Here is a 12,063-nt window from a genome sequence, read left to right as displayed (position 1 = left end):
GGAATCCAGGGATATTTTTTGGACAGAGCGGTCCCGGAAACGACGAAAGCCCCGGCCGTGGGGCCGGGGCCGTACGATCTGTCGCCGTACGTTGTCAGATGTTCACGCCGTGCTTGCGGAGGTAGGCGACCGGATCGATGTCCGAGCCGTACTCCACGCCGGTGCGGGCCTCGAAGTGCAGGTGCGGGCCGGTGACGTTGCCGGTGGCGCCGGACAGGGCGATGCGCTGCCCCGGGGTCACCCTCTGGCCCACGGAGACGCCGATGGACGACAGGTGGCCGTACTGGGTGTACGTGCCGTCGTTCATCCGGATCACGACCTGGTTGCCGTAGGCGCCGCCCCAGCCGGCCTCGACGACGGTGCCGAGGCCCACCGCGTGCACGGGGGTGCCGGTGGCGGCGTGGAAGTCGATGCCGGTGTGGCTGCCGGAGGACCACAGCGAACCGCCGGACCGGTAGCCGGTGGAGACGTAGGAGCCGCTGATCGGTGAGACGAAGGTGTTCAGGCGTTCGCGCTCGGCCGCGCGGGCGGCACGGACCCGGGCCTCGCGTTCCGCCTCGACCTTCGCCGCGGCCCGGGCGGCGGCCTCCTCGCGCGCGGCCTCCGCCACGGCGGCCTGCTTCTGCGCGGCGGCCTGGTCGTCGATCCGCTGGGCGACCGTGTCACCGATGGCGACGACCGGGACGAGGCCGGTCTGCTCGACGGCCTTCTCCGCGGCGAGGGCGGGGCCGGAGGCGACGGTGCCGATGACGCCGGTGGTGGTGAGCGCCGCGATGCCCGCCGCGCGGGCGGTGGTGCGCTTCATCCTGCTGGGACGACGGTGCTTCCCGGTGGCGCAAGTGGACGCCATGAAGTAGAGCGGTCCTTTCCTTCCCTCTCGCCTACCGGGTTAGCTGACGGGTTCGGAGCAGGAAGGTCTCCTACGGACCCCCTCGCGGTGCGCGCGGGCGTCCGATTCACCCCAGGGACTGTCTGGTTGGGTCCCCGGCTCCCCTGGCTCGCGCCACGCGGGGACTCGGCGATGACTGTCCGGTGCCGCGGATGCGGCGCACTGCCTGACGAACAGCCCGGTTGAAGGTAGACGCGGCGGCGGCCGATCCCCAAACAGAACGCGGCTTTTGTAGCGCATGCCACAGGGCAGACGGGCCGCCTCTCCCTCAATTCGGACATCGAGGAGCCCTGGTGGCGGATCCGTCCACCAGGGCTCCTGCGCGCGTGGCCTCGCGGTCACCGGTCCGCGTCGCTACTCCGCGGGGACGACCTTCACCTCACCGATGCCCAGGGCTTCGACGGGTGCCTTGATCGCGGCCGCGTCGCCGACCAGGACCGTCACCAGACGGTCCACCGGGAAGGCGCTCACGACCGCCGCCGTGGCCTCCACGGTGCCGGTCGCGGCGAGCTGCCGGTACAGCGTGGCCTGGTAGTCGTCCGGCAGGTGCTGCTCGACCTGGTCGGCGAGCGTGCCCGCCACGGCGGCGGCCGTCTCGTACTTCAGGGGTGCCACCCCGACGAGGTTCTGCACGGCGACGTCCCGCTCGGCGTCGGTCAGACCGCCCTCGGCGAGGGTGCGCAGCACCTTCCACAGGTCCTCCAGCGCGGGACCGGTGTTGGGGGTGTCGACCGATCCGCTGATGGCGAGCATCGCGGCGCCCGAACCGTCCGGCGCGGACCTGAGGACCTGCCCGAAGGAGCGCACGCCGTAGGTGTAGCCCTTCTCCTCGCGCAGGACGCGGTCCAGCCGGGAGGTGAGGGTGCCGCCCAGGCAGTACGTGCCGAGCACCTGCGCGGGCCACACGCGCGCGTGCCGGTCGGCGCCGATGCGGCCGATCAGCAGCTGCGTCTGGACGGCGCCGGGACGGTCCACGATGACGACCCGCCCGGCGTCGTCGGCGGTCACGGGCGGCACCGGTCGCGGCTGGGCCGCGGAGCCCGTCCAGGCGCCCAGGGTGTCGCCCAGGAGCGCGCCGAGGTCGATCCCGGTGAGATCGCCGACGACCACGGCGGTGGCCGTGGCGGGGCGGACGTGCTTCTCGTAGAAGGCGCGTACGGCGGCGGAGTCGATCTTCTCGACGGTCTCCGCGGTGCCCTGGCGCGGACGCGACATGCGCGCGGTCGCCGGGAACAGCTCCTTGGAGAGCTCCTTGGCGGCACGCCGGGAGGGGTTGGCCAGCTCGTGCGGGATCTCGTCCAGACGGTTGCGAACGAGGCGCTCGACCTCGCTGTCGGCGAACGCGGGCGCCCGCAGGGCATCGGCCACGAGGCCGAGGGCCTTGGCCAGCCGGGAGGCCGGGACCTCCAGGCTGAGGCGGACGCCGGGGTGGTCGGCGTGCGCGTCGAGGGTGGCGCCGCAGCGCTCCAGCTCGGCGGCGAACTCCTCGGCGGAGTGCTTGTCGGTGCCCTCGGAGAAGGCCCGCGCCATGATCGTGGCGACGCCGTCGAGACCGGCCGGTTCGGCGTCCAGGGGGGCGTCGAGGATGACCTCGACGGCGACGACCTGCTGTCCGGGACGGTGGCAGTGCAGGACGGTCAGGCCGTTGTCGAGCGTCCCGCGCTCGGGGGCGGGGAACGCCCAGGGCCTGGCCTCGCCCGCCTGGGGCTGGGGGTGGAAGTCCATCGCGGCGAGCTCGGTCACTGGGCCGCCTCCTCGTTCTCGTCCTCGTCGGCGGTGTTCTCGGCGGGCTCGGCGGGCTCAGTGGGCTCGGTGGGCTCGTAGACCAGTACGGCGCGGTTGTCCGGGCGCAGGCGGGCCCGGGCGATGTCCCGGACCTCCTCCGCGGTGATGTCCAGCACCCGCTGGACGGCGGTCAGGGCGAGCTGCGGGTCACCGAACAGCACCGCGTACCGGCACAGTTCGTCGGCGCGGCCGGCGACCGTGCCGAGACGGTCCAGCCACTCGCGCTCCAGCTGGGCCTGGGCGCGCTCCATCTCCTCGTCGGTGGGGCCCTCCTCGGCGAACCGGGCGAGCTCCTCGTCGATGGCCGTCTCGATGACGGGCACCTCGACATCGCCGGACGTCTTGACGTCCAGCCAGCCCAGGGAGGGCGCCCCGGCCAGGCGCAGGAGACCGAAGCCGGCGGCCACGGCCGTACGGTCGCGGCGGACCAGGCGGTTGTAGAGGCGGGAGGATTCGCCGCCGCCGAGCACGGTGAGCGCCAGGTCGGCCGCGTCGCACGCGCGCGTGCCGTCCTGGGGCAGACGGTAGGCGGCCATCAGGGCGCGGGCCGGGACCTCCTCCTCGACGACCTCGCGCACCTGCTCGCCGAGGACGTCGGGCAGGGAGCCGTCACGCGGCTGGGGCTTGCCGTCGTGGGCGGGGATGGAGCCGAAGTACTTCTCGACCCAGGCGAGCGTCCGCTCCGGGTCGATGTCGCCGACGACCGACAGCACGGCGTTGTTGGGCGCGTAGTACGTGCGGAAGAACGCACGCGCGTCCTCCAGGGTCGCCGCGTCCAGGTCGGCCATCGAGCCGATCGGCGTGTGGTGGTAGGGGTGGCCCTCGGGGTAGGCGAGGGCGGTCAGCTTCTCGAACGCCGTGCCGTAGGGGACGTTGTCGTAGCGCTGGCGGCGTTCGTTCTTGACGACGTCGCGCTGGTTCTCCATGGACTCGTCGTCCAGCGCGGCCAGCAGCGAGCCCATGCGGTCCGCCTCCAGCCAGAGGGCGAGCTCCAGCTGGTGCGTGGGCATGGTCTCGAAGTAGTTCGTGCGCTCGAAGCTGGTCGTGCCGTTGAGCGAGCCGCCCGCGCCCTGGACCAGCTCGAAGTGGCCGTTGCCCTTGACCTGGGCGGACCCCTGGAACATCAGGTGCTCGAAGAGGTGGGCGAGGCCGGTGCGTCCCTCGACCTCGTGGCGCGATCCCACGTCGTACCAGAGGCACACCGCCGCGACGGGGGTCAGGTGGTCCTCGGAGAGCACCACGCGCAGGCCGTTGGCCAGGCGGTGCTCGGTCGCTGTCAGGCCCCCGGAGCCTGCCTGGGCTGTGGCCGTGTGACCCATGGGCATGTACGTCCTTCCGATCGCGGGCGCGGTCGTCGAAACCGCGTTTTTCCTGCCGGTCCTGCCGGTTTTTCCTGCTGGTCCTGCCACTGTATGCAAGCGTGCGGAGCGGCGGTGGAGTTCCCGGGCGGCGTACGCCGAGAGCGAGATCGCGTAGCCTGCGGACAGCCGTGGACGAGGTGCCTCTCCGGCCGGTCCGGTCGCCGACGCCCGGGCCCCGGGACGCACTGTCGGTGCCACGGTCCACAATGGTCCGCGGAGATCCCGTCACACGCCTCAGCAAGAGCAAGAGTGAGCCGAAGGACGCGCGTCGACACCGACGTGAGCGCCCCGCAGGCGAGCGACCAGGAAACAGGAGGAGCCGGCAGCGATGGCCCGCCGCAGCACGAAGACCCCGCCGCCCGACGACTCGTACGAGGAGCGGATCCTCGACATCGACGTCGTCGACGAGATGCAGGGCTCCTTCCTCGAGTACGCGTACTCGGTCATCTACTCCCGCGCCCTGCCGGACGCCCGCGACGGCCTCAAGCCCGTCCACCGCCGGATCGTCTACCAGATGAACGAGATGGGCCTGCGCCCCGACCGCGGCTACGTGAAGTGCGCGCGCGTCGTCGGCGAGGTCATGGGCAAGCTGCACCCGCACGGCGACACGTCGATCTACGACGCCCTGGTGCGCATGGCCCAGCCGTTCTCCATGCGCGTGCCCCTGGTCGACGGCCACGGCAACTTCGGCTCGCTGGGCAACGACGACCCGCCGGCCGCCATGCGGTACACCGAGTGCCGTCAGACCGCGGCGACGAGCCTGATGACCGAGTCCATCGACGAGGACACGGTCGACTTCAACCCGAACTACGACGGTCAGGAGCGGGAGCCGGCGGCGCTGCCCGCCGCGTTCCCGAACCTCCTGGTCAACGGCGCCTCCGGCATCGCGGTCGGCATGGCCACCAACATGCCGCCGCACAACCTGGGCGAGGTGATCTCGGCCGCCCGTCACCTGATCCGGTTCCCGAACGCGGACCTGGACACGCTGATGAAGCACGTCCCGGGCCCGGACCTGCCCACCGGCGGGCGGATCGTCGGCCTCTCGGGGATCCGCGACGCCTACGAGAAGGGCCGCGGCACCTTCAAGATCCGCGCCACGGTGTCGGTGGAGACCGTGACGGCCCGCCGCAAGGGCCTCGTCGTCACCGAACTGCCCTTCGCCGTCGGCCCCGAGAAGGTCATCGCCAAGATCAAGGACCTGGTCGGCTCGAAGAAGATCCAGGGCATCGCCGACGTCAAGGACCTCACCGACCGCGCGCACGGGCTGCGCCTGGTCATCGAGATCAAGAACGGCTTCGTGCCGGAGGCGGTCCTGGAGCAGCTGTACAAGCTGACGCCCATGGAGGAGTCCTTCGGCATCAACAACGTGGCGCTGGTGGACGGCCAGCCGCTCACGCTCGGTCTGAAGGAGCTGCTCGAGGTCTATCTCGACCACCGCTTCGAGGTCGTCCGGCGGCGCAGCGAGTTCCGCCGGACCAAGCGCCGCGACCGCCTGCACCTGGTCGAGGGCCTGCTCACGGCGCTCGTCGACATCGACGAGGTCATCCGGCTGATCCGCTCCAGCGACAACAGCGCGCAGGCCAAGGAGCGCCTGATCGAGCGCTTCTCCCTGTCGGAGATCCAGACGCAGTACATCCTCGACACACCGCTGCGCCGGCTGACCAGGTACGACCGGATCGAGCTGGAGGCGGAGCAGGAGAAGCTCAACGAGGAGATCGCCGAGCTGACCCGGATCCTGGAGTCGGACGCGGAGCTGCGCAAGCTGGTCTCGGCCGAACTGGCCGTGGTGGCGAAGAAGTTCGGCACCGAGCGTCGTACGGTCCTGCTGGAGTCGGCGGGCACGCAGGCCTCCGCCGTGCCGCTCCAGGTGGCCGACGACCCGTGCCGGGTGCTGCTCTCCTCGACGGGTCTGCTGGCCCGTACGGCGAACGCCGAGCCCTTCGCCGAGGACGCGGACGCCCGGCGGACCAGGCACGACGTGATCGTGTCGGCCGTGCCGGCCACCGCGCGCGGGGAGATCGGCGCGGTCACCTCGGCGGGCAGGCTGCTGCGCGTCAACGTCGTCGACCTGCCGCAGCTGCCGGACACGGCGTCCGCGCCGAACCTCTCGGGCGGCGCGCCGCTGGCGGAGTTCGTCTCGCTGGAGGGTGACGAGACGGTGGTCTGCCTGACCACGCTCGACGAGTCCTCCCCCGGTATCGCGCTCGGCACGGAGCAGGGCGTCGTCAAGCGTGTGGTGCCCGACTATCCGGGCAACAAGGACGAGCTGGAGGTCATCACCCTCAAGGAGGGGGACCGGATCGTCGGCGCGGTCGAGCTGCGCACCGGCGAGGAGGACCTGGTCTTCATCACGGACGACGCCCAGCTGTTGCGGTACCAGGCCTCGCAGGTCCGCCCGCAGGGCCGCCCGGCAGGCGGCATGACGGGCATCAAGCTCACGGACGGCGCGAAGGTGATCTCCTTCACCGCCGTGGACCCGGCGGTGGACGCGATGGTCTTCACGGTCGCGGGCTCGCGCGGCACCCTCGACGACTCCGTCCAGACGACCGCCAAGCTGACCCCGTTCGACCAGTACCCGCGCAAGGGGCGGGCCACCGGCGGCGTGCGCTGCCAGCGGTTCCTGAAGGGCGAGGACTGCCTGTCCCTGGCCTGGGCGGGTGCCGTCCCGGTGCGGGCCGCCCAGAAGAACGGCACCCCGGTCGACCTGCCGGAGATCGACCCGCGCCGGGACGGCTCGGGCGTGTCGCTGGGCAAGCCGGTGTCGGTCGTGGCCGGTCCGGTCTAGGACTCCCCGGCCGGTCCGGTCCAGGACTCCTCGGCCGGTCCGGTCCAGGCCTCGTCGGCCGTTCCGCCGTCGGGATCCTGGACGTACCGGAGGACGCCCCACATGCCGCGCTCGTCGGCGTGCGGGGCGTCGTCCTCGCAGGCCCGCAGTTCCTTGGCGAGGGTGGCGGCGTCGATGCCGGAACCGATGAGGACGAGCTGGGTGCGGCGCTCCTCGGCGGGCCCCCAGGGCTCCGGGTAGAAGCGCAGGAAGCGCCCGACTGCGTGCACGGCATAGCGGTTGACAGGGTCGTGCGGTCCGAAGTCGACGTACCCCTTGATGCGGTACAGCCCTTCGGGACGGCTGTCGAGGAACGGCGTCAACCGGCGCGGATCCAGCGGGACTTCGGAGACGAAGGACACGCTGTCGTAGGCGGTGTGCAGGTGGCCGGCGTGATCGCCGTGGTCTTCCGGCCCGTCGGGGCCCTCCTGCCGGTGCAGGTCGTCGAAGGAGAGCTGCCCCACGCGCTCCTCGTCCGGCCGGCAGTCGAAGAGGAGCTCTGGGTCGATGCGGCCGTAGGTCGCGGGGACGACGGCGGTCCGGTCGGTGAGGGAGCGGACGAGGTCCAGGACACGGCCGGCGTCGGGCGTCCGGTCGGCCTTGTTCACCACGACGAGGTCGGCGAGGGCGAGGTGCCGGTCGATCTCCGGGTGCCGGGTGCGGGTCTCGTCGAACTCGGCGGCGTCGACGACCTCGACGAGACCGCCGTACACGATCCCCGGGTGCTCGCTGGCGAGGACCATCCGGACGAGTTCCTGCGGCTCGGCGAGCCCGCTGGCCTCGATGACGATGACGTCGATGCCGGTGGAGGGGCGTGCGAGGCGTTCGAGGTACCCGTCCAGCTCACCGGCGTCGACGGCGCAGCACAGGCAGCCGTTGCCGAGGGAGACGGTCGAGTCGCCGAGGGCGCCCGCCACGGCCATGGCGTCGATCTCGATGGAGCCGAAGTCGTTCACGATCGCGCCGATACGGCTGCCTCCGCTGCGGTGGAGGAGGTGATTGAGCAGTGTCGTCTTGCCGGAACCCAGGAATCCGGCGAGTACGACGACCGGGATCTGCTGCGGAGTGCGGCTCTGCGTCAACGTGCGACCTCTCTGGCACCTGGGGCCTGTCGTCCGGATCACGCCGCGGACACGGGGGCGCGGGGCACCGCCGGTGTCCTGCGCCCTGGTCCGAACGCCATGCCCTACGCGTGCACCGGCTCACGGCCCGGCGCACGGTCGGAAATCGAATGCGCAGTCAGGATACGAGCCGGAGGAATCACCGCGAAGCGAGCGGTTGTCAGCAGTGCTCGCGGGGCGGACGTCGGGCCGGGCGCCGGAGTGTGCGACCCTCGCTTCCCTCCGTGCGCCTCTTCTCCGCCTCCCCCGCCGATCAGAGCCGCTCGGCACCCCGTCCCTGCCCGATCACCACCGAGGGGGCCTGGCGCCGGAACGGCACCGGGCCGCACGCGTTCTCCGGCCGCCCTGCGGGCGGTCACCCCCGGAGTCGGGCATCGCGGCGTCGGTCACCGCGGCACCGGGCACCGGGCACCGCCGGGACGGTCGCGCCCCGGCTCAGGCGGCCGATACGGGCACGGGCGCCCGGGGGCCCACGTAGCGGGCCGCGGGCCGGATGATCTTCTTGTCCTCCGCCTGCTCGAGGATGTTGGCGCTCCAGCCCACGACGCGGGCCGCCGCGAAGGTGGGGGTGAACATCTCGCGGGGCAACCCGCACAGCTCCATGACCACGCCCGCGTAGAACTCCACGTTCGTGTGCAGTTCCCGGCCCGGCTTCAGCTCGGCGAGGATCGCCTCCACCTGCCGTTCGACCTCCACGGCGAAGTCCACGCGCGGCCCCCCGAAGCCCTGGGCGATCTCGCGGAGCATGCGCGAACGCGGGTCCTCGGTCCGGTAGACGGCATGGCCGAAACCCATGATGCGATCACCCGCGAGAACCCGCTCACGGATCCACGGATCGATGCGGTCGGGAGTGCCGATCGCGTCCAGGGTGTCCAGCGCACGGCTGGGGGCGCCGCCGTGCAGGGGCCCCGACAGCGCGCCCACGGCGGCGACCAGGCAGGCGGCCACGTCCGCGCCCGTCGAGGTGACGACCCGGGCGGTGAAGGTGGACGCGTTGAACCCGTGGTCGATGGTGGAGATCAGGTACTGCTCGACGGCCCGCGTCCGCTCCGGATCGGGCTCGGTGCCCGTCAACATGTACAGGTAGTTCGCCGCGTACGAGAGGTCCTCGCGCGGCTCGACGGGCTCGAGGCCCCTGCCCAGCCGGTGGAGCGCGGTGAGCAGGGTGGGCACGGCGGCCGCCGCGGCGAGGGTGTCCTCCCGGCGCCGGTCGGCGTCGATGTCGTACACCGGCCGGAAGCCCTTCGCGGCACCCAGCAGCGACAGGGCCGTCCGCAGGCCGGCCAGCGGGTCGGCACCCGCCGCCGCGACGGCCGGCAGGGCGGCCGCCACGGGGTCGGGGAGCCTTCGCAGAGCGGCGGTCCCCGCGGCGAAGGCGGCGGCGCGGCGCGCGTCCGGCAGGTGGCCGTGGACGAGGAGGTGCCAGACGTCCTCGAACGGGCGGCTGCGGGCGAGGTCGACGGCCGAGTACTGCCGGTAGTGGTAGAAGCCCTCGCGTCCTCGGACGTCACCGACCTCGGTGTCGGCGACGACGACACCGGCGAGCCCTCGCGGCACCTCGACGGGTGTGGCTGCGTACCTGTTGACGGACATGGTTTCCTCCTCGAACTTGATTCGACTGTCCATGCTTGACTTGTGAAGTGTCAATGTTGATCGAATCAATAGACATGTCTTGTGGATACGGTGATCCCATGCGCGATCAGGAACCCGGTCCCGGCCACCCGGAACGGCGGCTGACCACCAAGGAGGCCGCCGAGCTGCTCGGTGTGAAGCCCGAGACCGTGTACGCCTACGTCAGCCGCGGCCGGCTGGGCAGCCGGCGCGTGCCCGGCGGCCGGGGCAGCACCTTCGACGCCCAGGAGGTCGAGGCGCTCGCGCGGCGCAACAGGCGGGAGGGCAGCGGGAGTCCGGGCAGCGGCGGCGAGCAGGCCGTACGCACCCGTCTCACCCTGATCCGCGAGGACCGGTACTACTACCGGGGCGTCGACGCGACCGAGCTGGCCACCCGGCACTCGTACGAAGAGGTCGCCGAATGGCTCTGGACCGGCCGGATGCGGCACGGAGCCGCCTTCGTCGCGCCCCGGGCCGCGGTGGAGGCCGCCCGCCACGCGGCCGGCGCCCTGCCCGGACACGCCGGCCCCACCGACCGCCTGCGCGTCGCCGCGATCGCCGCCGCGGTGGCGGACCCGCTCCGCTTCGACCTGTCCACGGACACGGTGCTCGGCGCCGCCCGCGGCCTCCTCCCGACCCTCGTCGCCGCCCTGCCGCCGAAGACGTCCACCCACCGGGACGGCGGTTCGCTGGCCCAGCAACTGTGGGGGAGGCTCAGTCGGCAGCCCGCGGCGGAAGCGCCCCTGCACGTCCTGGACACCGCGCTCGCCCTGCTCGCCGACCACGACCTGGCCGTCTCGACACTCGCGGTGCGGGCCGCGGCGGGCGCCCGCGCACACCCGTACGCGGCCGTCACCGCGGGGCTCGGAGTGATCGAGGGCCCCCTGCACGGCGCGGCGAGCGGGCTCGCGCACCGGCTGGTGCTCGACGTCCTCGACCGGGGCTCGGCGGGCCCCGTGATCGCGGAGGAACTGCGGGCCGGCCGCCGCATCCCCGGCCTGGGACACCGGCTCTACGCGCAGGAGGACCCCCGCGCGCGCGTCCTCTTCGCCCTCCTGTCGGAGATCCCCGAGGCGGCTCCGGCGCTGGCCGCCGCCCGCGACATCGTGGACACGACCGCCCGCCACACCCCGCTGCACGCCAACGTCGACCTCGCGCTGGCGGTCCTGACGGCGTCCTGCGGCATGGAGCCGTCGGCCGGCGAGACGGTCTTCGCCGTCGCCCGGACGGCGGGCTGGATCGCGCACGCCCTGGAGGAGTACGGCGAACGCCCCCTGCGCATGCGTCCCAGCGGGGTCTACGTGGGCCCGGAGCCTCCCCGGCCGGTCCCCGAGTAGGCCCACCGCGCCGGACGGCCGCGGCCCGGCGGCGCGGGAAACCGAGCGGCACGTGCGCGTGCCGTGCCGCGGGACACGCGCCCCTCCGGAGACCGTCGGACGCCAAGTCAGGTTAGGCTCACCTCTGTGAGTACGTGCACGACCGTCTCGCGGGACCTCGACGAGCCCATGCCGGGGACCGCGGCCACGGCGACCACCTGGCTGCTGCTGGAACAGCCCGGCCCCTGGGGTGCCAGGGCGCTCACGTCGAGCCACCTGGACCCCTCGCTGGGCCGCGCCCTGGAGTCCGCCGCGCAGGGCACCGGCGTGCGTGTCGCGCTCATCCGCCGTCCCGGACCTCACGCCGACCTCGGCACCTCCCCCCTGCGCCAGGTGTACGCGGCCCACACCGTGCCCGGCGGGGCGTGGCTGCACGGCGCCGGGACCGACGACCCGGGCCGGCTGCTGGACCTCGACTTCGCCGCGCTCGGCCGGGGCGACCACCGGACCTTCGGCACCGCGCTCGGCGGCACCCCCCACACCGGCGACCCGCTCGCCCTCGTCTGCACCAACGGCAAGCGCGACCGCTGCTGCGCCCTTCTCGGCCGCCCCCTCGCCGCCGAACTCGCGGCGTCGGGCGCGGACGGCGTCTGGGAGGTCACCCACCTGGGCGGTCACCGGTTCTCGCCGACCGTGCTCGTCCTGCCGTACGGCTACGCCTACGGCCGCGCTCGGGCCGACTCCGTCAAGGAGGTGCTGCGCGGCGCCCGGGAGGGCCGCATCGTCGTGGACGGCTGCCGCGGGAGCTCGGCCTGGGAACGGCCCGCCCAGGCGGCGGAGCTGGCCGTACGCAGGGCGACCGGCGAGTACGCGGCCGAGGCCCTCACCGTCGTGCGCACACAGGGCGAGGCCCCGCGCTGGGAGGTGACCGTCGCCCACGCCGACGGCCGGCACTGGCGGGTCGCCGTGGCCCGGGGCGAGTCCCTGCCGCCCCGCCCGGAGAGCTGCGGAGCGGCGGTCCTGGGATCACCCGCGCGGATGGACGTGGTGGCGGTGCGCGAACTGAGGCCCGCGGTACTGGTCGGCTGAGCGGCCGGTCCGTGCCGGCCGGCTCACGCCGCGAGCCGGCCGTCGAACCGTCTCCTCTTGAGTGGAT

8 protein-coding genes and 1 riboswitch are annotated in these 12,063 nt (G+C 72.9%); of the genes, 3 read left to right on the top strand and 5 right to left on the bottom strand.

The features are described from left to right. Nucleotides 1-94: 94 nt before the first annotated feature. From ACF09K_RS24145 to ACF09K_RS24135, 3 genes are all read right to left on the bottom strand, one after another. Nucleotides 95-850, bottom strand: coding sequence for a M23 family metallopeptidase (locus ACF09K_RS24145; RefSeq protein WP_392246581.1), 756 nt, complete (start codon nt 848-850; stop codon nt 95-97). A gap of 13 nt (nt 851-863) precedes the next feature. Next, nucleotides 864-1,031, bottom strand: a riboswitch (cyclic di-AMP (ydaO/yuaA leader). A gap of 212 nt (nt 1,032-1,243) precedes the next feature. Next, entirely contained in the window at nt 1,244-2,632 is a 1,389-nt protein-coding gene (locus ACF09K_RS24140; RefSeq protein WP_392246580.1) for a M16 family metallopeptidase, read from the bottom strand. Continuing rightward, nucleotides 2,629-3,999: a M16 family metallopeptidase gene (locus ACF09K_RS24135; protein ID WP_392246578.1), complete on the bottom strand. Its 1,371-nt coding sequence runs from the start codon at nt 3,997-3,999 to the stop codon at nt 2,629-2,631. The genes ACF09K_RS24140 and ACF09K_RS24135 overlap by 4 nt, the downstream gene beginning before the upstream one ends. Before the next feature lie 364 nt (nt 4,000-4,363). On the opposite strand from ACF09K_RS24135, the gene ACF09K_RS24130 reads away from it, so the two are divergent. Then, a complete protein-coding gene (locus ACF09K_RS24130) occupies nt 4,364-6,820 on the top strand; it encodes a DNA topoisomerase (ATP-hydrolyzing) subunit A (RefSeq protein ID WP_392246577.1) in 2,457 nt (818 codons plus the stop codon). Here the strand turns inward: ACF09K_RS24130 and ACF09K_RS24125 are convergent. Beyond that, nucleotides 6,817-7,941 carry a CobW family GTP-binding protein gene (locus tag ACF09K_RS24125; protein ID WP_392246575.1) on the bottom strand — a complete coding sequence of 375 codons (1,125 nt, stop codon included), beginning with the start codon at nt 7,939-7,941 and terminating at the stop codon, nt 6,817-6,819. The two genes, ACF09K_RS24130 and ACF09K_RS24125, sit on opposite strands and share 4 nt — an antisense overlap. 474 nt (nt 7,942-8,415) lie before the next feature. After that, on the bottom strand, nt 8,416-9,573 hold the full coding sequence (locus ACF09K_RS24120; protein WP_392246774.1) for a citrate synthase/methylcitrate synthase: 1,158 nt from the start codon (nt 9,571-9,573) through the stop codon (nt 8,416-8,418). A gap of 98 nt (nt 9,574-9,671) precedes the next feature. Between ACF09K_RS24120 and ACF09K_RS24115 the strand changes: the two genes are divergently transcribed. Both ACF09K_RS24115 and ACF09K_RS24110 read left to right on the top strand, forming a co-directional pair. Further along, entirely contained in the window at nt 9,672-10,928 is a 1,257-nt protein-coding gene (locus ACF09K_RS24115) for a citrate synthase (protein ID WP_392246573.1), read from the top strand. A gap of 126 nt (nt 10,929-11,054) precedes the next feature. Continuing rightward, nucleotides 11,055-11,996 carry a sucrase ferredoxin gene (locus ACF09K_RS24110; RefSeq protein WP_392246571.1) on the top strand — a complete coding sequence of 314 codons (942 nt, stop codon included), beginning with the start codon at nt 11,055-11,057 and terminating at the stop codon, nt 11,994-11,996. The last annotated feature ends 67 nt before the right edge of the window (nt 11,997-12,063 follow it).

Source organism: Streptomyces sp. NPDC014882, assembly GCF_043081325.1.
GTDB lineage: Bacteria > Actinomycetota > Actinomycetes > Streptomycetales > Streptomycetaceae > Streptomyces.
The sequence above is the reverse complement of the archived record's forward strand: the minus strand, read 5'-3'. Positions and strand labels throughout refer to the sequence as shown.

Bases quoted from the DNA above. Each gene is read 5' to 3' on its own strand.
- ACF09K_RS24135 (WP_392246578.1), bottom strand. From the start codon at position 3,999: ATGCCCATGGGTCACACGGCCACAGCCCAGGCAGGCTCCGGGGGCCTG.
- ACF09K_RS24145 (WP_392246581.1), bottom strand. From the start codon at position 850: ATGGCGTCCACTTGCGCCACCGGGAAGCACCGTCGTCCCAGCAGGATG.
- ACF09K_RS24115 (WP_392246573.1), top strand. From the start codon at position 9,672: ATGCGCGATCAGGAACCCGGTCCCGGCCACCCGGAACGGCGGCTGACC.
- ACF09K_RS24130 (WP_392246577.1), top strand. From the start codon at position 4,364: ATGGCCCGCCGCAGCACGAAGACCCCGCCGCCCGACGACTCGTACGAG.
- ACF09K_RS24120 (WP_392246774.1), bottom strand. From the start codon at position 9,573: ATGTCCGTCAACAGGTACGCAGCCACACCCGTCGAGGTGCCGCGAGGG.